The sequence below is a fragment of the Massilia sp. SYSU DXS3249 genome, assembly GCF_053668055.1.
On the sequence record NZ_JBSIPX010000010.1, the window covers coordinates 151,165 to 169,962 of the forward strand.

Consider the following 18,798-nt stretch of genomic DNA (forward strand, 5'->3'; position numbering starts at 1 on the left):
CATGCCATCCACCTTGCTTCGTTGTACCCTCGGGGCGCTGCTGGTGCCCGCCCTGGCCACTGTATTGGCCAACCCGGCACTCGCCGCCGAGCGCCTGACAATCACGGTCAGCCACGACCTCGACCTGGCGCGCCCGTCGGAAACGATCACGATTCCCTGGACTGAAGTGAATCGCGCCCTGCCCGGCGCCCTGATCCAGCGCATCGTCGTCAAGGACGGCAAGGGCCGCGTGCTGCCGCACCAGGTCACGAACGTGGCGCCGCAGGCGAAGGATCCGAACAACGTCGGCGCCGCCTATGGCGAGCTGATTTTCCAGCACAACTTCGCGGCCGGCGAAAAGACGGCCAGCTTCACGGTCGAAAAGAGCGAGACCCTGGCGCCGGTCTTCCCGGCCAGGGTCTCCGCCCGCTACGTCCAGGAGCGGCTCGACGACTTCGCCTGGGAAAACGACCGCGTTGCGCACCGCACCTACGGCCCCGCCCTGGCGGCGCCGGCGCAGCCGGGCAGCGGCAAGGAAGTGCTGGTGACCAGCGGCCTCGATATCTGGTTCAAGCGCGTCGACTATCCGATCGTCGACCGCTGGTACAACAAAGGCCACGACCACTACCACAAGGACGAGGGCGAAGGCATGGACATGTACAACGTCGGCAAGTCGCGCGGTTGCGGCGGCACCGGCGTGTGGAACGGCACGGCCCTTTTCACCAGCACCAATTACAAGACGTGGAAGGTGCTGGCGAATGGCCCGGTGCGCGCCGTGTTCGAGCTGACCTACGAAGGCTGGGACGCGGGCGGCACGCAGGTCACCGAGGTCAAGCGCTTCACGGTCGACGCCGGCCACCAGCTCGACCAGATCGACAGCACCTTCACCTTCAGCGGCCCGCGCGAGATCACGGTCGCCGTCGGCCTGAACAAGACGCCCTCGGACAAGAAGCAGGATCCGACCATCGCGGTGGCGAAGAACGAGCGCGATCCCTCGCTGCTGCAGTGGGTGCAGCAGGCCACCAACGGCGCGATGGGAACGGCGGTGGTGCTGCCTTCGGCCAGCGGCTTCGCCGAGGATGCGCTGAACCACCTGGTACTGGCGAAGGTCGAGTCGGGCAAGCCGCTGCGCTACTACGCGGGCGCGGCCTGGGACCGGGCCGGGCATATCACCTCGCAGCAGGCCTGGACCGCCTACGTGGCGCAGGCCGCGGCGCGCGCGAAGAGCCCGGTGCGGGTGAGCCTGGGAGCGCGCTGACCCGCAGCCGCCACATGGCCTGCTCGAGGCAAAAACGCCGGCTTGCCGGCGTTTTGCATTGACGTTCGCCGCTGCCCGGTACGGGCCCGGGGCTTATTGACCGTTCATGACGGCCGAGCTCATGGTTCGCTCGTTCTCGAGCGCCTGCTTGTCGACCTGGCTGACCGGGGCGACGCCCTGGTCCGCGCGCTTGCGCGGGATCCTGCTGCCGACGGTGATCTGGTCATCCGACACGCGTTCCCGCTTCGCGGTCGTCGGTGGCGCCGACGTGCTCGCGCACCCGGCGATGGACGCGACGATGACTGCCAGCAGACAAAGTACTTTCATTGAGCCTCCAGATGGGTAGTCGGGATACGCACGCGGCATCCACGATGACAAACTCTACCACCTGATACGCTACCGAAAGTGTATCGATTTGTATTTTTCACGGCGTGCATTGGAGCCGCTGGCTGGCGGCTTGCGCCGGGCTTATCTCGCCAGCGCAAGCGCCCTGTCGACGTCCACGCGGTACAGCCGCGCCGGCAGCTTCACCGTGGCGTCGCAAGCGAGCGCGATACTGCGCCCATCGCGCAGTCCCAGCACCGTTTTACCGGTTGTCGCGCAAGCCTGGATCGACGCTTTGACCGCCGCACTGCCTTCGAACAGCGGCAGCCCTTCCGCGCCGACCACCACCATGCCCGGACGCAGCACGCCGCAAGCCGGTCCCTCGGCAATCCGGGCCGCCGCGGCTTCGTGATACATGCTGATGCTTCCTTTGCAGTCGCCACTCATCAGCAGGCCAAGATGCCAGAAGGCGATGGGCTTGACCAGGACCGGGGCGATGTCCTCGGTCGGGCGCAGCACGGCGCCGGGGTGGCGCGTGTAATCGAGCAGGACATCGTCGAGGGTTTCCTCGCCGGCCAGGCGCGGCAACCAGCGCGGATCGCAGCCTGCCGCGGCGCCGCATTCGACCGCGCGTGCAAAATCGGTAGGGAGCCCTCCCTTGGCCCGGGCGTAGTAATCCCGCAGGCGCAGCAGGGCCGGCTGCGGCGCCTGGCCGCCCGCGAGGCCGAGCAGGTGAAAAGTCAGGCCGCACTGGTAGGGGTTCGTGCCCCAGTTCCTGTTGCGCATCGCCTTCCACGGCTTGCCGTTGGCCGCGAGCAGGCAGCCGTTCACGGCCTGTTCGAGTTCGCCCTGCAAGCGCACCCGATCGAACCAGCCCAGCCGCGTGGCTGCGACGACGCGCAGGAACTCGGCGCCCCCTTCGCCGATGGTCGCGCTGTCTTCCTTCCAGCTGTCGTTCCAGTCCGCGGGCTGCGTGATGTGGGCCATCTCGTGCGCCACGAACGAGTGCAGGAGTTGTTCCTGCTCGGGGCCGACCGCCGGCGGGAAGCTCAGGCGCATGACGGTGCGGTTCGCCACATCGCCCCAGTAGGTACCGGGCTCCGACGGCGAAGCGACGATGAAGGGCACCGTGATGGCGAGGCCCGGCAGCATCAGCCTGAGCTCGGACTCGATGCTCCCCACCTTGGCGGCGAGCGACGCCTGCGTCGCCGGAGCGAATTCGCTGCTGGCGTACACGCGCGGCACCGCCCCCGAAGCGAAGCGCTGCCGTATCAGCACGGTCGGCATATGTTCGCCGCCTCCGTCGGCCGCACTGCGCGCGGCACGCTGCGACGCCGTCCTGCCGTCGATCACGACCGTCCCGTCCGGCACGACGAATTCCCATTCGACCGGGCCGCAGGCGTCCGTGGGCGCATAGGCGCTCGTATGCACGTACAGGCCGCGCTCGACCGGGTAAGCCCAGGGATAGACGCGGTCCGCGCTGCGGGTGGTCGCGGGAACGCGCAGGCGCAGGGTGCTGCACGAAGGATGCTTGCGGCGGACCTCCTTGCCGTCGAATTCGGTGCACGCGTCGGCCGCAGCCCAGTCCTTGCGCAGGCTGGCGGCGACGCCCGGATGGAATCCGTCGTTCCGAAACGCCAGCGCAGGACAGGAGGGGGCGATCCGGTAGCTGACCTCGAGGGCGGCCGGGTCGCGCATGGTGATCGTCGCAAGGGTTGATGCCGGCGCCGCATCCTGGGCCAGGCAGGCCGGCGCGAGCGCCAGCAGCACGCTGGCCAGAGACAACTTCATGGGAGTGCTCCGCGCATGAACAAGTAGGGGAACGAACTCTACCATCTGCCGCGCTGCCGAAAGTGTACTTATTTGTATTTTGTACGCTGCATGCCAGGCCGGGCCGGCATGCCCCTTTCGCACGCGTCCTGCGCCACCGGAAGGCATGGGCAGGCCTGCCTGCACCGCGACGGTGCGGCTTTGCGCCCCTGAGCCACCCTGTTCCGGCGTGCGTACGAGGCATGCTTCTTGCTGATCATGGAAGCCTAACGAACGAAGCTGCCCTTACGCCTGCTCATGCCTGCCCGGCGCAGCCTCTTCCCCCAGCTTTCAACCGACCGAGGAATCGCCATGACCCTGTTGCTGCGCCGCCTGGCACCCATTGCTGCACTGCTCCTTGCCATCCTTGCCTCCGTCCTGGCCGGGGCGCCCGCCTCCGCCGGCGAGACCGGCATGCCCCACCTGATCCACGAGCACGAAGGCTGGGCGGCGCTGGCCGTGGTAGTGGCCTCCCTGGCAGCGGCCGCCTGCCTGCTCGTGCGGGCGCTGCGCCGTTGACCGGGCCTGCCTGCGACGCCCGCGGGTACCGAGGACGCTGGATATGCAAACAAGGAAAAGAACCTACAAGGCCCTGGTCTGGAAGCCCGAACCGGGCGTCGCCGGCAAGCGGGTCACCGTCTTCGCCGACAGCCTGGAACAGGCGCGGCGCAAGCTCGAGGAAGAACATGGCCAGGGCTCGGTGTTCGACCTGCATGACGACGAACCCGACGCCGCGGCGCCGCGCCCGGGCTGACGCGGCAGGATGCAAGAACGCCGGCTCGCGCCGGCGTTCCGGGTACGCACCATGTCGATTGCGGCTTATCCGCCGAACGGCGTCTCCGCCACGCCCTGCACCCCGGGGCGCAGCAGGATGGTCGCGCCGGCCCAGGGATCGAGCGGATCCTGCCCGGCGCTGATCGAGGTCACCAGCAAGGTGTCCAGGTCCGGCCCGCCGAAGCTGCACATCGAGGGCTTGGCCATCGGCAGCTCGATCTTGCGATCCAGCTCGCCTTGCGGGGTGAAGCGCAGGAGGCAGCCCTCGTCGTTCCCGCAGGTCCAGTAGCAGCCGTCGGCATCGACCGCCGCGCCGTCCGGGCGCCCCGGATAGCCGCGCATGTCGACGAAGGAGCGCCGGTTCGACGGGGTGCCGGTGGCGATGTCGTAATCGAAGGCCCACACCTGCTGGCTGTCCGGATGCGAGTCCGACAGGTACATGGTGCGCCCGTCGGGCGAGAAGGCCAGGCCGTTCTGCGTCAAGAGGCCGGAGACCACGGGCTCGGACAGGCCCTCGTCGTTGGAGTACCGGTACAGCTGGCCGACCGCGCGCCTGGCCGCCATGTCCATGAACATGGTGCCGCTCCAGAAGCGTCCCTGGCGGTCGCAGCGGCCATCGTTGAAGCGCATGCCCTCGCCCAGCGCGGCCGGCGCCGCCAGCCGCTCCTGCGCCACCTCGCCGTCCGCGCCCAGGCGGAGGCGGAAGATGCCCGTCTCCATCCCGGCGACGAGGCTGCCGTCGCGCGCCGGGGCGATGCAGGCGACCATCTCGTCCGCCGTCCAGCTCGACAGCGCGCCGCCCGCGTCCAGGCGCCAGATGGTCCTGGCGACGATGTCGACCCAGTACCAGGCGCCCTGCGCCGCGTTCCATACCGGGCACTCGCCGACGAGGCTGCGCCCTTTGCCGACGCGTTCCAGGTGCATGCCGGTCATGCCTGCGGCTCGCGGATTTCGCTGTAGCGCGGCACCAGGGTCTTCATCACGGCCCAGGCGATCAGGTAGGCCACGGCGCAGAACGCGAACATGATGGTGTAGCCGGTCTGGATCTGGCCCAGCGCGCCGTAATGGTCGAACAGCCAGCCGCCGACCTTGGTGACCAGCACGCCGCCGATGCCGCCGGCCAGGCCGCCGATGCCGACCACCGAGCCGACCGAGCGTTTCGGGAACATGTCCGACACGGTCGTGAACAGGTTGGCCGACCAGGCCTGGTGGGCCGCGGCGCCGACGCCGATCAGGATCACCGGCACCCAGAAGCTGATGTAGCCGAAGGGTTGCGACAGCAGCACCACCAGCGGGCACAGGGCGATCAGGAGCATGGCCTTCATGCGGCCGTCGTACGGCGAATGGCCCTTGTTGATGAAATAGGTCGGGAACCAGCCGCCGCCGATACTGCCGATCATGGTCATGCTGTACAGGATGGCGAGCGGCCACTGGATGGCGGTGCTGGTCATGCCGTACTGCGCGGCCAGGTATTTGGGGAGCCAGAACAGGAAGAACCACCAGACGCCGTCGGTCATGAATTTGCCGAAGGCGAAGGCCCAGGTCTGGCGGTAGCCGAGCAGCTCGAACCAGGTCAGGGCGCGGCCGGCCGGCTTGCCTTCGGCGGCGGCGGCGGCGGCGCTGGCGGTGTCGTCGCTGCTGATGTAGGCCAGCTCCGCGGCACCCATGCGCTTCTGCTCGTGCGGCTTTTCATAGAACACCATCCACAGGCCGAGCCAGACGAAGCCGATCGCGCCGATGATGACGAAGGCCGCCTGCCAGCCCCAGATCGAGGCAATCAGCGGCACGCTGATCGGCGCCAGCACGGCGCCGACGTTGGCGCCCGAGTTGAAGATGCCGGTGGCGAAGGCCCGGTCCTTCTTCGGGAAGTATTCGGCGGTGGCCTTGATCGCGGCCGGGAAGTTGCCGGCTTCGCCCAGTGCCAGCACGGCGCGGGCGAGCATGAAGCCGATCACGGACACCGGCACCGCGGCGATGCCGAGGGTGGCCAGGATCGAATTGGCGCCGTTGCCCAGGCCGATCGCGCCGGCGTGCATGATGGCGCCGATCGACCAGACGATGATGGCCAGCGCGAAGGCGGCCTTGGTGCCGAGGCGGTCGACCACGCGGCCGGCGAACAGCATCGAGATCGCGTAGACGAACTGGAAGGCGGCGGTGATGTTGGCGTAGTCGGTGTTCGACCAGTTGAATTCCCGGGTCAGCTCGGGCGCCAGCAGGCTCAGGACCTGGCGGTCGAGGTAGTTGACGGTGGTGGCGAAAAACAGGAGTGCGCAGATGGTCCAGCGGTAGCCGCCGATCTTTCCGGTCGCGGCAGGGTTGGCGGAGGGGGATTGTGCGGCCTGCCCGGCTGCGGCCGGTCGTTTGATGGTCTCGGTTCGCATGGTGTCTCGTCGTTGTCGTTATCGATCGGGTACTACGGATGCTACGGGTGCTACGGGTGCTGCGAATGCTGCAGCTCGTACGAGGACCCTGGCGTTTTCATTGGAAACTCATAAGTCATCGTACAAGAACGGTTCGGGAGCGAGCAAGCATTTGTTGGTCTGCGCCCGCTCCCGCCAGGGTGGTGTTCAGGTCACCGGCGCCGGGTTGAACAGGGTCAGCGCGTTGTGCAGCTTCCAGTGCTCGGCCCAGGTCTTGCGTCCGCTCGCCACGTCGAGCATCAGGCGGAACAGCTCCCAGCCCACGTCTTCGATCGTCGCCTCGCCGCTGGCGATGCGGCCCGCGTTCACGTCCATCAGGTCGTGCCAGCGGCGTGCCAGGTCGTTGCGCGTGGCGACTTTGATGACGGGGACCGGGGCAAGCCCGTAGGGCGTGCCGCGACCCGTCGTGAAGATGTGGAGGTTCATGCCGGCTGCCACCTGCAGCGTGCCGCAGATGAAGTCGGAAGCCGGCGTGGCGGCGTAGATCAGGCCCTTTTTGTTGCCCAGCTTTTCGCCCGGCGACAGCACGCCCGAGATCGCGGACGATCCCGACTTGACGATCGAGCCCATCGCCTTTTCGACGATGTTCGACAGCCCGCCCGCCTTGTTGCCCGGCGTGGTGTTCGCGCTGCGGTCCACCCCGCCCCGCTTCAGGTAGGCGTCATACCATTCCATCTCGCGCACCATGGCCGCGGCCACTTCCGGGTCGGCCGCGCGCGCGGTCAGCTGGTCGATCCCGTCGCGCACCTCGGTCACTTCCGAGAACATGACGGTGGCGCCGGCGCGCACCAGCAGGTCGGTCGCATAGCCGACCGCCGGGTTGGCGGTCACGCCCGAGAAGGCGTCGCTGCCGCCGCACTGCACGCCGACCACCAGGCTTGACGCCGGGCAAGTCTCGCGGCGCCGCGCATTCAGCACTTTCAGCTGCTCGTCGGCGGTGGCGACGATCGAATCGATCATCGACATGAAGCCCACGTGGCCGGCGTCCTGCAGGCAGACGGTGGCCGGCTCGCGGCCGTTCAAAATCGGGATCGAGCCCTTCGGGAACAGGCGCGCCGGCTGCAGCTTCTCGCAGCCCAGGCTGACGACCATGGCCTGGCCGCCGAAATTCGGGTTCTGGCTGATGTTGCGCAGCGTGCGGATCGGGATGTCGGCGCCAGGCGCCTCGATGGCGACGCCGCAGCCGTAGCTGTGTTCGAGCCCCACCACGTCGTCCACGTTCGGGTACAGCGGCAGCAGCTCTTCCTTGATGCGGCGCACCGCGTGGTCGACCACGCCGGAGACGCACTGCACGGTGGTGGTGATGGCCAGGATGTTGCGGGTGCCGACCGAACCGTCGGCATTGCGGTAGCCCTCGAAGGTATGGCCCTCGAGCGGCTCCATGACCGGCGCGGCGCGGGTGGCGACCGGCAGGCCGGCCAGGTCCAGCGCGTCCGGCATGCGCAGGTTGGCTTCCGAGACCCAGTTGCCGGCGGCGATGTCGCGCGCGGCGTAGCCGATGGTGACGTTATAGCGGGTCACGGCCGCGCCTTCGCGGATCGCCGCGAGGGCCACCTTGTGCCCTTGCGGCACGGCGTCGAGCAGGGTGAGGCCGTCCTCGAAGACGGCGCCCGCCTTCAGGCCGCCATCGTTGACGACGATCGCCACGTTGTCGGCCGCGTGCATGCGGATGTAGCGCGGCGTGCCGGAACTTGCGCTCGCCGCGGCGTCCTGGCCTGCCCTGGCTTCGCCGCGGACGATTTGAATGCTTTGCATGTTGGACCTGCCCTAAGAAAAGTAAGGTGGCACGAAGCCGCAACGGGACTCCGGCCTTGATTCAGTGGAGTCGAGTATGACAGCAAAAAAACGATCTGGCTAGTCCGCATTGCGTAATTGGTCAAACCAATTTAGAATGGCCTGACCAAATGAGGAGTTCGCTGCGATGCTGAAACGTGTACCGGCTGGGCCACATGCAGGAAATGAGACGACGACGCACGAGCCGCGCCTGTATCGCGTGGTGGCCGACCGCATCGAAGCCCTGGTGCGCAGCGAGCAGCTGGCGCCGGGCACGCGCCTGCCGGCCGAGCGCGAACTGGCCGCCCGCCTGGGCGTCAGCCGCGCGTCTCTGCGCGAAGCCCTGATCGCCCTCGAGCTGGGCGGGCGCATCGAAGTGCGCGGCGGCTCCGGCGTCTACCTGTGCGCCAGTGCGCCGGTCGACACCGTCGAGGCCGGTCCCGGCCCCTTCGAGGTGCTGGCCGCGCGCCGCCTGATCGAAGCCGAGGTGTGCGCGATGGCCGCGCGCATGGCCACCGACAGCGCCCTCGACGCCATCCTCAAAGCCGTCGAAGAGATGGAGCGCAACCACGACATCTATTCCAGCAACGAACTGGCGGACCGCGAATTCCACCTGGCGATCGCGCGCGCCACCGGCAACAGCGCCCTGGTCGGCACCGTCGCCTACCTGTGGGAACAGCGCGGCCGCCTCTGGCACCGCCTCAAGGAACACTTCCAGACCGAAGAACTGCGCAAGGAAACGCTCAAGGACCACCGCCGCATCTTCGCCGCGATCGCCGCCCACGACCCGGCCGGGGCGCGCAGCGCGATGCGGGCGCACCTGGAGCGGGTCACGCGCACCTTCTCGCGCGGCTAGCGGCGGGCTTAACGCAGCGCGCAGATGACAGGAGCAGATTGAAGTAACCGTCGTACCGGAGTGATTGACCACGCGCGACCTCGGCCAGTGCTGCCGGCTGGTCCTCGTCGCAGTGGCATCGGACACGCGAGGTGTCCGGACAAACGCCGCCCAGGCTCGCTCAGGCAAACCCGTTCAGGCAAAACCGTTCAAGCAAACCAAAAATAGTCAATATTCAGGAGACAGCTTCATGAACCAAGCACGCAGATCCGCCCGCCGCACCCTCACCCGCCGCACACTGACCCTTTCGTCGATCGCCCTCGCCGTCCTCGCGCTCACCCAGCAGGCCCAGGCCCAGCAGGCTGAAGCGCCGATGCAGCGCGTCGAGGTAACCGGCTCGAGCATCAAGCGCCTGGCCGCCGAAGCCGCACTGCCGGTCACCACCGTCAGCGCCCAGGAACTCACGGCGCGCGGCATGACCACGCTGGCCGACCTGATGATGGCCCTGCCGCAGTCCTCCTCCCTCGCGCCCTCGAACGCCGGCTCGGGCACCAACATCAACCTGCGCGGCCTGGGCGTGAACCGTACCCTGGTGCTGCTCAACGGCCGCCGCCTGGCCAACGAAGCGATCGCCGACGGCTACGCCAACCTGGACGTGATCCCGATGAGCGCGATCGCCCGCGTCGAGATCCTGCGCGACGGCGCCTCCTCGATCTACGGCTCCGACGCCATCGGCGGCGTGGTCAACTTCATCACCAAAAACACCTTCGAAGGCGTGCAGGTGACCGGCCAGCACATCGAGCCCGAAAAGGATGGCGGCGGCGACGAGCAGCGCGTGACCCTCACCGCCGGCAAGGGCAGCCTCGCGGTCGACGGCTGGAACGTCTATGCCACCGTCGACGCGCACCGCCGCAGCGCCCTGTACGCGCGCGACCGCGCCGAGCTGTCGACCCCGGAAATCCTGAGCTCCATCGGCCGCGCCCCGTCGCTGGCCAGTGGCGGCTATGCGATGCCGGCCAACTACACCACGGCCGCCAACCGCACCGCCGCCAACCCTTATTTCGCCAGCGGCTGCGCCGACCCCTACTCGATCCGCGGCGCGCGCAATACCTGCGTCCTGAACAACCAGGAATACGGGATGGCCCTGTACGCCAACCAGCAGGTCACCTTCTATGCGCGCGGCACGAAGCAGTTCAGCGACGACCACAAGCTGACCGTCGACTACATGCGCGGCGAGGAATACATCGTCGCCACCCGCAACCCGACGCAAAGCGTGGCCGTGGGCGGCGTGCCCGCGACCCTGCCTTCCTCCTCCAAATGGTATCCGGGCGGCGCCGGCGGCGTACCCGCCATGCCGGGCCTGACCGGCCAGCCGCTGTTCGTCACCTGGAGCGTGGCCGACCTGGGCCTGGCCGCCACCAAGGACGTGCAGGTCAACCAGCGCCTGGCCGTCAGCGACGAAGGCCGCTTCGGCAACTGGGACTATCGTGTCGGCCTGGTGCACGGCGTCAGCACCCGCAAGAACTACTACAAGGAAGGCTATGTCACCGGCGCCGGCCTGAACGCCGGCCTGATGAACGGTTCGCTCAATCCCTTCGGCCTGCAGGACGCCGCCGGCCTGGCCTACCTCGAGAGCATCTCGGTCGACGGCCAGCTGAACCGCGACTCGAAGAGCACCTATTCCGGCATCGATGCTTCCGTCAGCCGCTCGCTGATGGACCTGGCCGGCGGCTCGATGGCGCTCGCCGTCGGCCTCGACTTCCACCGCGACACCACCCAGGACGAGCGCCTGCCGATCGTCAACACCGTCACCTATGCCAACGCGGCCGCCGCGCGTGGCGAGGGGGCGCGCAACGTCTCGGCCATCTACGCCGAGCTGGACGTCCCGCTGACCAAGGCCCTGACCCTGAACTTCGCCGCCCGCGACGACTATTTCTCGGACTTCGGCAATACCTTCAACCCGAAGGCCAGCTTCCGCTACGAGCCGACCAAAACGCTGATGTTCCGCGGCTCGGCCAATACGGGCTTCCGCGCCCCGACCCTGTTCGACCGCTACGGCTACCGCACCGCCGGCCCGAACGGCCTGACCTCGGGCCGCTGGGACGATCCGACCCTGTGCCCGGGCGGCCAGCCGGGCGTCGCCGGTTCCGGCACCGCGGCGCCGGGCCGCATCGCCTCCGAGGTCTGCAACGTGCAGCTGCCGCGCCAGGTCGGCAGCAATCCGGAACTGCAGCCGGAGAAATCGCGCGGCTGGACGCTGGGCATGGTGGTCGAGCCGGTAAAGAACGCGACCCTGTCGCTCGACTACTGGAACATCCGCATGGAAGACATGCTGGCCAACCTGCCGGAACAGGCGATCTTCCTGAATCCGACCAAGTATGCAGACCTGTTCGTGCGCAACCCGGACGGCAGCCTGTACTACGTGAAGAACATCACGATGAACCTGGGCGGGCAAAAGGCGGCCGGCGTCGACGTCTCTGCCAGCTACACCTTCCCCAAGAGCGCGGCCGGCACCTTCAAGGCGGAACTCGACGGCACCTGGCTGACCCAGTTCGACAACCAGCTCGAGCGCGACAGCGCCTTCGCATCGAACGTGGGCCGCTTCGGCCTGGCCAGCAACGGCACCACCAGCAGCTTCCCGATCATCACCTACCGCTGGAAGCACACGCTGAAGTTCGCCTGGAACCGCGGCGACATGGGCGCCCAGCTGACCCAGAACTACAATTCCTCGTACGAAGACCAGAACCTGGTGGCCGCCCAGTACCACCGCCGCATCGAGCCTTACCGCGTGTGGAACCTGACCGCCAGCTACAACGGCATCCCGCACCTGGGCATCACGGCCGGCATCACCAACCTGACGGACGAGCGTCCGCCGGTCACCAACCACAGCGGCTACACCTACGGCTACCTGAGCAGCGCCGCCAGCCCGATCGGGCGTGCGTACAATCTGCGCCTGACTTATACGTTCTGAGCGATACGTTCTAACGAAGCAACGGGCCGGCCACACTGGGGCCGGCCCGGCCCGGAACCACACTGCACCACACGCCTTACAACACGGAGACACAATGAAATCGAAGCACATCAACCCGCAACGCCGCTCGCTGCTGCGCGCCGCATCCGTATCCGCGGCCGGCCTGACCGTGGGCGCCGGCGCCGTGGGCTGCGCCGGCATTAACGGCGCCGGCGCGGCCGGAGCGGGTGACGCGTGGGGGCGCGCGGAGAGCATCATCGCCCAGTTCAAGACGCCGCTGGCCTTCCGCAAGCAGGACTTCGTGATTACCGCCTACGGCGCCCGGCCTTGCGAAACGAGGAAGGTGAGCGGCTATGTCGCCCACCACGAAGAGGGCCAGGTCAGCACGCCGGTTGCCGGCGCATTCGACTGCTACGCGGCGATCGCGGCGGCGATTGCGGCCTGCAGCGCGGCCGGCGGCGGCCGCGTCGTGATCCCGGCCGGGAACTGGCTGGTGAAGGGCCCGATCGTGCTCAAGTCGAACGTCAACGTGCACCTGTCCAAAGGCGCCCACGTCTACTTCAGCAACGATCCGGACGACTTCGCCAAGTACGGCGACTACGATTGCGGCCCGCACGGCAAGCTCGTGATCTCGCGCTGGCAGGCCAACGACTGCCTGAACTACTCGCCGCTGGTGTATGCCTACAACCAGACCAACATCGCCCTCACCGGCGAGGACTGGACCAGCATCCTCGACGGCCAGGGCGGCGTCCCGCAAGCCAACGGCGACACCTGGTGGGACTGGAAGGGCAAGCGCAAGCCCGGCCCGAACCAGAACCAGGCGCAGACGGTCGTCAATCCACTGACGCCGACCACGATCAAGGCGCTCGTCCCCGGCCTGAGCGCGGAGCAGGTGGCGCTCATGGAAGGCAAGACCGACCGCTGGCGTACCGACGAAGTCTTCCTGCCGACCCTGTCGGAAGCGGGCGTCCCCGTGGGCAAGCGCGTGTTCGGCCGCGGCCACTACCTGCGCCCCTGCATGGTCGAATTCATCGGCTGCACGAACGTGCTGATGCAGGGCTACGAGATCCACCAGTCGCCGTTCTGGGTGCACCACCCGGTCAACTGCACGAAGGTCGAGTTCCGCGGCGTGCACATGGACAGCATGGGGCCGAACAGCGACGGCTTCGATCCGGACGCCTGCAACACCGTGCTGGTGGACGGCTGCACCTTCAATAACGGCGACGACTGCATCGCGATCAAGTCGGGCAAGAACCTGGACACGCAATTCGGCCCGACCCAGAACGTGGTGATCCAGAACTGCATCATGAACAGCGGCCATGGCGGTGTGACCCTGGGCAGCGAGATGTCGGGCGGGATCCAGCACGTGTACGCGCAGAACATCGAGTTCCGCAACGCGAACTGGGCTACCGACCCGCTCAACACCGCGATCCGCATGAAGACCAACATGAACCGCGGCGGATTCCTGCGCCACTTCTACGTGCGCAACGTGAGCATGCCGAACGGCGTCAACCTGAAGCCGGGCTACTACAAGCCCCTGCCCGGCTCGCCGATCCCGCAGCGCTCCGTCGGCTCCTCGTCCGGCGCGGTGGTGACGATCGACTGCGACTACGATCCGAACGCGGATAACGTGCGGACCCGCCCGCCGGTGGTCGAGCACATCCACATCTCGGGCGTGAAGGTCGGCAACGTGAAGACGAAGGATGGTTCGTTCTCCTGCTTCCAGGCCGTGCTGCTGCTGGGCCCCGTCGCCTACGACTACAACGGCAAGCAGCCTGCCGAGATCCTGCCGATCCGCGACGTGACGATCACGGACTGCGATTTCGGCACACCGGTGAATGCGGCGCAGCCCTGGTACACCTACAACGTGCGCAATGTGAAGCTCACCAATGTGACGATTGGCGGGAAGGTGCATAACACGGTGTTGTCGACGTAAGGCGCGAGTTCACCGTCCGGTAGGGTGGACTCCCGAGTCCACGCGTTACGCACGGCGGGATGTCGAAATGCCACAACAGGGCGAGGCATGCTCGCCCTGTCATACAGAGGCCGAACGTTCCAGGGATCGCCCGAGCAACGCCGAAACGAACTGTTTCGACTCGCGCCGGTTCCATGACGCGTGGACTCGGGAGTCCACCCTACATTTTTTGATGCTCTAAATAAACTGGTCAGACCGCTTGCAAAGCGCCAGCTTAGGTTGTACGATGACTGATAACTGGTGAGGCAGGACACAGCCCCACCCTCTCAACCCTAACTGAAGGTAATGACCATGTTCACTCCACAAGACGTCAAACAAATCCTGTCCTCCGGCCTGCTGTCCTTCCCGATCACCGACTTCGACGCGAACGGCGACTTCAATCCGGAAACCTATACCCGTCGCCTGGAGTGGCTAGCACCGTATGGTGCGACCGCGCTGTTCGTGGCCGGCGGCACCGGCGAGTTCTTCTCGCTGACCCCCGAGGACTACACGCAAGTCGTGAAAGTCGCCGTCGAAACCTGCCGCGGCAAGGTGCCGATCCTGGCCGGCGCCGGCGGCCCGACCCGCATGGCCATCAAGTACGCACAGGAAGCCGAACGCCTGGGCGCCCACGGCATCCTGCTGATGCCTCACTACCTGACCGAAGCGAGCCAGGACGGCCTGGTCGAGCACGTCGCCGCCGTCTGCGCGTCGGTGAAGTTCGGCGTCGTCGTCTACAACCGCGACCGCTGCAAGCTGAACGCCGAGTCGCTGCTGAAGCTGGCCGACCGCTGCCCTAACCTGATCGGCTTCAAGGACGGCATCGGCGAAATCGAATCGATGGTCAGCATCCGCCGCAAGCTGGGCGACCGCTTCACCTACCTCGGCGGCCTGCCGACCGCGGAAGTCTACGCCGCCGCCTACAAGGCACTGGGCGTGCCGGTCTACTCGTCGGCCGTGTTCAACTTCATCCCGAAGACCGCGATCGAGTTCTACGAAGCCGTCCGCACCGACGACTTCGCCACTCAGGGCCGCCTGATCGACGACTTCTTCCTGCCTTACCTGGACATCCGCAACCGCAAGGCCGGCTATGCAGTCAGCATCGTCAAGGCAGGCGCCGCGATCGCCGGCTACAGCGCGGGTCCGGTGCGCGCACCGCTGACCGACCTGACCGGCGAGGAAGTCGAGAAGCTGCGCGCCCTGATGGCCAAGCTCGGCCCGCAGTAATCCCGGTTTGACGTAATTTTCGGCGCGCCGGGGCCACACAGCCGCGGCGCGCCTTCATGCATTCGAAGAGGAGAACCATCTTGACCATCACCATCAACGGCGAACTGCTGATCGGCAGCGCCGCCATCAAGGGCAGCGCGGCTGCCTTCCGCGCCGTCAACCCGGCCACCGGCGAACAGATCGAGCCCTCCTTCGGCACCGGCACCGTCGACGACGTCGAGCGCGCCTGCGCCCTGGCCGACGAAGCCTTCGATACCTACCGCGAGACCTCGCCTGAAGCGCGCGCCGCCTTCCTCGAGCTGGCCGCCCAGAACATCCTCGACCTCGGCCCGCAGCTGATCGAACGCGCGATGCTCGAATCCGGCCTGCCGCAAGCCCGCCTGGAAGGCGAGCGTGGCCGCACCGTAAACCAGCTGCGCCTGTTCGCGAAAGTCGTGCGCGACGGCCGTTTCCTGGCCACCGCGCTGGACTCGGCCCTGCCGGAACGCACGCCGCCGCGCCCCGACCTGCGCCTGCGCAAGATCGGCCTGGGCCCGGTCGCCGTCTTCGGCGCCAGCAACTTCCCGCTGGCCTTCTCGGTCGGCGGCGGCGACACCGCCTCGGCGCTGGCAGCCGGCTGCCCGGTCGTGGTGAAGGCCCATGGCGCCCATCCAGGCACCTCGGAACTCGTCGGCAAGGCCATCCAGGCCGCCGTCAAAGCCGCCGGCCTGCCCGAGGGCGTGTTCTCGATGCTGCACGGCGACGGCCGCACCATCGGCCAGGCGCTGGTCTCGCATCCGGCCATCAAGGCGGTCGGCTTCACCGGCTCGCGCCAGGGCGGCATGGCCCTCGTGCGCGCCGCCGCGGCACGCCCCGAACCGATCCCGGTCTACGCCGAAATGAGCAGCATCAACCCGCTGTTCCTGCTGCCGGGCGCAATGAGCGAGCGTGCCGCCCAGATCGGCACAGGCTTCATCGATTCCCTGGTGCTCGGCGCCGGCCAGTTCTGCACCAACCCTGGCCTGGTGATCGCCCTCGAAGGCGCACAACTGGACAGCTTCCGCGATGCCGCCGTCACCGCCCTGCAGGGCAAGGTCGGCACCACCATGCTGACCCCGGGCATCCACGCCGCCTTCAACAGCGGTGTCGAGAAGCTGGGCCGCGAAGAAGGCGTGACCCAGCTGGCCCGCGGCCAGTGCGGCACCACCGTCTGCGCCGGCCAGGCCGCCCTGTTCGAGACCGACGCCGCCAACTTCATCGCCAACCCGGCGCTGGAAGACGAGATCTTCGGTTCCTCCTCGCTGATCGTGCGCTGCGCCAGCCTGGAGCAGTTCCGCGACGTGGCCGAGCACCTGGACGGCCAGCTGACCGCCACCATCTTCCTCAACGAAGCCGACCGCGACGCCGCCCTGGCGCTGCTGCCGGTGCTCGAGCGCAAGGCCGGCCGCGTGCTGGTCAACGGCTACCCGACCGGCGTCGAGGTGTCGCACGCAATGGTCCACGGCGGCCCCTTCCCGGCCACCTCGGACAGCCGCTCCACCTCGGTCGGCGCGGGCGCGATCGACCGCTTCCTGCGTCCGGTGAGCTACCAGGACCTGCCGGGCTGGCTGCTGCCGGAAGCGCTGCAGGACGCCAACCCGTACGGCCTGCACCGCATCAAGGACGGTGAGCTGGTGAAGGGCTGAGCCTGAGCGAACGCATGGCGGGCCCTTGCCCGCCTGCTGCCTGGCCCTGGACGCCCGATGCATGTCGGGCGTCTTTTTTTGTACCCGCTTTTTTTGCAAGCAACAAATTGCCCGTCCCGGCTCGCACCCGGGCTGTTCAGCGCGGGAACCAATCCGGGCTCCGCAGCGTCGAATCCGGACGTGAATATCCCGGGCGCTGGCGCGCAGAAACAACAATGCAGGCCGCATATCGCACAGCCTGCCGTGCGCGCGGACGTCCGATATATAGTTGTCCACGTTACGAGCGGTCTACTGTCAAGCGCGCCCATCGGCTGCCTTCGCAAGAAGACAGGGTGGCGGCGCGTTCCTGCAGTCGTCTCCAACCTTGGGTTGCCAGGTCTGCCACGATCATGGATGCTACCGAAGCAGAACGCATTGCATCGTCAACACCGGGAACTGCCCCGCAGCCCACGCTCGGCCTGCGCGAGGCGGTCGCCGTCATCGTCGGCGTCGTCATCGGGGCCGGCATCTTCAAGGCGCCGTCCATCGTCGCCGGGCTCAGCGGCAGTGCGGGCGCCATGTTCGGCCTGTGGATCCTCGGCGGCCTCGTGTCGCTGGTCGGCGCGCTCTGCTATGCCGAGCTGACCACGTCCTGCGCCCACGCCGGCGGCGACTACCATTTCCTGCGCCGCGCCTACGGCCGCCAGGTCGCCTTCCTGTTCGGCTGGGCGCGCTTCGCCGTGATCACCACCGGCTCCATCGCCCTGCTCGGCTTCGTCTTCGGCGACTACATGCAGCAGGTGCTGCCGCTGCCCGGCCTGGCCGGCGCGGCCGGCTCGACCGTGTACGCGTTCGCCGTCGTCGTCGTGCTCACCCTGCTCAACCTGCGCGGCATCCGCGCCGGCGCCCTCACCCAGACCTGGCTCACCCTGCTCGAGGTCGGCGGCCTGCTGCTGATCGCGGGGGCGGCCACCTTCTTTGCCGGCGCACCTCCGCCCGCGCCCGCGGCCACGTCAAGCCCCGCCTCCTACGGTATGGCCATGGTGTTCGTGCTGCTCACCTATGGCGGCTGGAACGAGGCCGCCTACATCAGCGCCGAGGTGCGCGACGGCAGGCGCAACATGGTGCGCGCGCTGACCCTGTCGATCCTGCTCATCACCATCCTCTACCTGCTGGTAACCTGGGCCTGCTGGGCCACCCTCGGCCTGGCCGGCATGGCCGGCTCGGAAGCGCTGGCCGCCGACGTCATGCGCGCCACCGCCGGGCCGGCGGGCGAAGCGCTCATCTCGCTGCTGGTGGCGGTGTCGGCCCTTACCTCGATCAACGCGACCATGATCGTCGGCGCGCGCACCGGTTACGCCATGGGCTGCGACTGGCCGCGGCTGCGCGTGCTCGGCCAGTGGGATGGCGCGCGCGGCTCGCCGGCGCCGGCCATGCTGGTGCAGGGCATCGCCGCCCTGCTGCTGGTCGGACTGGGCGCGGCCTTCGGCAGCGGCTTCAAGTCGATGGTGGAGTTCACGGCGCCCGTGTTCTGGCTGTTCTTCCTGCTCGCCGGCCTCTCGCTGTTCGTGCTGCGCCGGCGCGAGCCGAACCTGCCGCGCCCTTTCAAGGTGCCCCTGTTTCCCCTGCTGCCGCTGGTGTTCTGCGCGACCTGCTGCTGGATGCTCTGGTCCAGCCTGTCGTACGTGTACAGCCAGCAGCTCGGCGGCCTGAACGCGGCCTGGATCGGCGTCGCCGTGCTCGCCGCCGGCCTGCTGCTGTTGCCCCTGCTGCGTGCCGGCCCCGAGCGCTAATCTCGAACGATCAGCGGGCGGCCGGCCCGCGCGCACCA

14 protein-coding genes are annotated in these 18,798 nt (G+C 67.8%); 9 read left to right on the forward strand and 5 right to left on the reverse strand.

Annotated elements, in window-relative coordinates:
* Position 1: 1 nt before the first annotated feature.
* A complete protein-coding gene (locus tag ACWCIA_RS13705; RefSeq protein ID WP_454164084.1) occupies positions 2-1,237 on the forward strand; it encodes a DUF4861 domain-containing protein in 1,236 nt (411 codons plus the stop codon).
* A gap of 93 nt (positions 1,238-1,330) precedes the next feature.
* On the opposite strand, the gene ACWCIA_RS13710 is transcribed toward ACWCIA_RS13705, so the two are convergent.
* Both ACWCIA_RS13710 and ACWCIA_RS13715 read right to left on the reverse strand, forming a co-directional pair.
* Entirely contained in the window at positions 1,331-1,564 is a 234-nt protein-coding gene (locus ACWCIA_RS13710; protein ID WP_454164086.1) for a hypothetical protein, read from the reverse strand.
* A 141-nt stretch (positions 1,565-1,705) separates the two neighbouring features.
* Positions 1,706-3,352, reverse strand: coding sequence for a hypothetical protein (locus tag ACWCIA_RS13715; protein ID WP_454164088.1), 1,647 nt, complete (start codon positions 3,350-3,352; stop codon positions 1,706-1,708).
* Positions 3,353-3,682: 330 nt separating this feature from the next.
* Between ACWCIA_RS13715 and ACWCIA_RS13720 the strand changes: the two genes are divergently transcribed.
* Positions 3,683-3,889, forward strand: coding sequence for a hypothetical protein (locus ACWCIA_RS13720; protein WP_454164090.1), 207 nt, complete (start codon positions 3,683-3,685; stop codon positions 3,887-3,889).
* A gap of 43 nt (positions 3,890-3,932) precedes the next feature.
* Positions 3,933-4,124 carry a hypothetical protein gene (locus ACWCIA_RS13725; protein WP_454164092.1) on the forward strand — a complete coding sequence of 64 codons (192 nt, stop codon included), beginning with the start codon at positions 3,933-3,935 and terminating at the stop codon, positions 4,122-4,124.
* Positions 4,125-4,189: 65 nt separating this feature from the next.
* On the opposite strand, the gene ACWCIA_RS13730 is transcribed toward ACWCIA_RS13725, so the two are convergent.
* The 3 genes from ACWCIA_RS13730 to garD form a co-directional block, all read right to left on the reverse strand.
* Positions 4,190-5,068: an SMP-30/gluconolactonase/LRE family protein gene (locus tag ACWCIA_RS13730; protein ID WP_454164140.1), complete on the reverse strand. Its 879-nt coding sequence runs from the start codon at positions 5,066-5,068 to the stop codon at positions 4,190-4,192.
* Positions 5,069-5,073: 5 nt separating this feature from the next.
* Positions 5,074-6,525 (reverse strand): MFS transporter, encoded by a 1,452-nt coding sequence (locus ACWCIA_RS13735; RefSeq protein WP_454164094.1) that lies wholly within the window; start codon positions 6,523-6,525, stop codon positions 5,074-5,076.
* Between the two features lie 186 nt (positions 6,526-6,711).
* Complete coding sequence (gene garD / locus ACWCIA_RS13740; protein WP_454164141.1) at positions 6,712-8,229, reverse strand: galactarate dehydratase; 1,518 nt, start codon at positions 8,227-8,229, stop codon at positions 6,712-6,714.
* Between the two features lie 256 nt (positions 8,230-8,485).
* Here garD and ACWCIA_RS13745 point away from each other — a divergent pair, with 256 nt between their 5' ends.
* The 6 genes from ACWCIA_RS13745 (at position 8,486) to ACWCIA_RS13770 (ending at position 18,760) form a co-directional block, all read left to right on the forward strand.
* Positions 8,486-9,193 (forward strand): FadR/GntR family transcriptional regulator, encoded by a 708-nt coding sequence (locus tag ACWCIA_RS13745; RefSeq protein WP_454164096.1) that lies wholly within the window; start codon positions 8,486-8,488, stop codon positions 9,191-9,193.
* Between the two features lie 229 nt (positions 9,194-9,422).
* Entirely contained in the window at positions 9,423-12,143 is a 2,721-nt protein-coding gene (locus ACWCIA_RS13750; RefSeq protein WP_454164098.1) for a TonB-dependent receptor, read from the forward strand.
* A 94-nt stretch (positions 12,144-12,237) separates the two neighbouring features.
* Positions 12,238-14,079 carry a glycoside hydrolase family 28 protein gene (locus ACWCIA_RS13755; protein WP_454164099.1) on the forward strand — a complete coding sequence of 614 codons (1,842 nt, stop codon included), beginning with the start codon at positions 12,238-12,240 and terminating at the stop codon, positions 14,077-14,079.
* A gap of 330 nt (positions 14,080-14,409) precedes the next feature.
* The gene (kdgD, locus tag ACWCIA_RS13760; RefSeq protein ID WP_454164101.1) at positions 14,410-15,324 is read left to right on the forward strand and encodes a 5-dehydro-4-deoxyglucarate dehydratase; all 915 of its coding nucleotides are present in this window, start codon (positions 14,410-14,412) and stop codon (positions 15,322-15,324) included.
* 86 nt (positions 15,325-15,410) lie between these two features.
* On the forward strand, positions 15,411-16,988 hold the full coding sequence (locus tag ACWCIA_RS13765) for an aldehyde dehydrogenase (NADP(+)) (RefSeq protein ID WP_454164143.1): 1,578 nt from the start codon (positions 15,411-15,413) through the stop codon (positions 16,986-16,988).
* Between the two features lie 389 nt (positions 16,989-17,377).
* Entirely contained in the window at positions 17,378-18,760 is a 1,383-nt protein-coding gene (locus ACWCIA_RS13770) for an APC family permease (protein WP_454164103.1), read from the forward strand.
* The last annotated feature ends 38 nt before the right edge of the window (positions 18,761-18,798 follow it).

Excerpts from the sequence above, each read along its gene's own strand:
- ACWCIA_RS13705 (WP_454164084.1), top strand. The coding sequence starts at position 2 with ATGCCATCCACCTTGCTTCGTTGTACCCTCGGGGCGCTGCTGGTGCCC.
- ACWCIA_RS13710 (WP_454164086.1), bottom strand. The coding sequence starts at position 1,564 with ATGAAAGTACTTTGTCTGCTGGCAGTCATCGTCGCGTCCATCGCCGGG.
- ACWCIA_RS13715 (WP_454164088.1), bottom strand. The coding sequence starts at position 3,352 with ATGAAGTTGTCTCTGGCCAGCGTGCTGCTGGCGCTCGCGCCGGCCTGC.
- ACWCIA_RS13720 (WP_454164090.1), top strand. The coding sequence starts at position 3,683 with ATGACCCTGTTGCTGCGCCGCCTGGCACCCATTGCTGCACTGCTCCTT.
- ACWCIA_RS13725 (WP_454164092.1), top strand. The coding sequence starts at position 3,933 with ATGCAAACAAGGAAAAGAACCTACAAGGCCCTGGTCTGGAAGCCCGAA.
- ACWCIA_RS13730 (WP_454164140.1), bottom strand. The coding sequence starts at position 5,068 with ATGCACCTGGAACGCGTCGGCAAAGGGCGCAGCCTCGTCGGCGAGTGC.
- ACWCIA_RS13735 (WP_454164094.1), bottom strand. The coding sequence starts at position 6,525 with ATGCGAACCGAGACCATCAAACGACCGGCCGCAGCCGGGCAGGCCGCA.
- garD (WP_454164141.1), bottom strand. The coding sequence starts at position 8,229 with ATGCACGCGGCCGACAACGTGGCGATCGTCGTCAACGATGGCGGCCTG.
- ACWCIA_RS13745 (WP_454164096.1), top strand. The coding sequence starts at position 8,486 with ATGCTGAAACGTGTACCGGCTGGGCCACATGCAGGAAATGAGACGACG.
- ACWCIA_RS13750 (WP_454164098.1), top strand. The coding sequence starts at position 9,423 with ATGAACCAAGCACGCAGATCCGCCCGCCGCACCCTCACCCGCCGCACA.
- ACWCIA_RS13755 (WP_454164099.1), top strand. The coding sequence starts at position 12,238 with ATGAAATCGAAGCACATCAACCCGCAACGCCGCTCGCTGCTGCGCGCC.
- kdgD (WP_454164101.1), top strand. The coding sequence starts at position 14,410 with ATGTTCACTCCACAAGACGTCAAACAAATCCTGTCCTCCGGCCTGCTG.
- ACWCIA_RS13770 (WP_454164103.1), top strand. The coding sequence starts at position 17,378 with ATGGATGCTACCGAAGCAGAACGCATTGCATCGTCAACACCGGGAACT.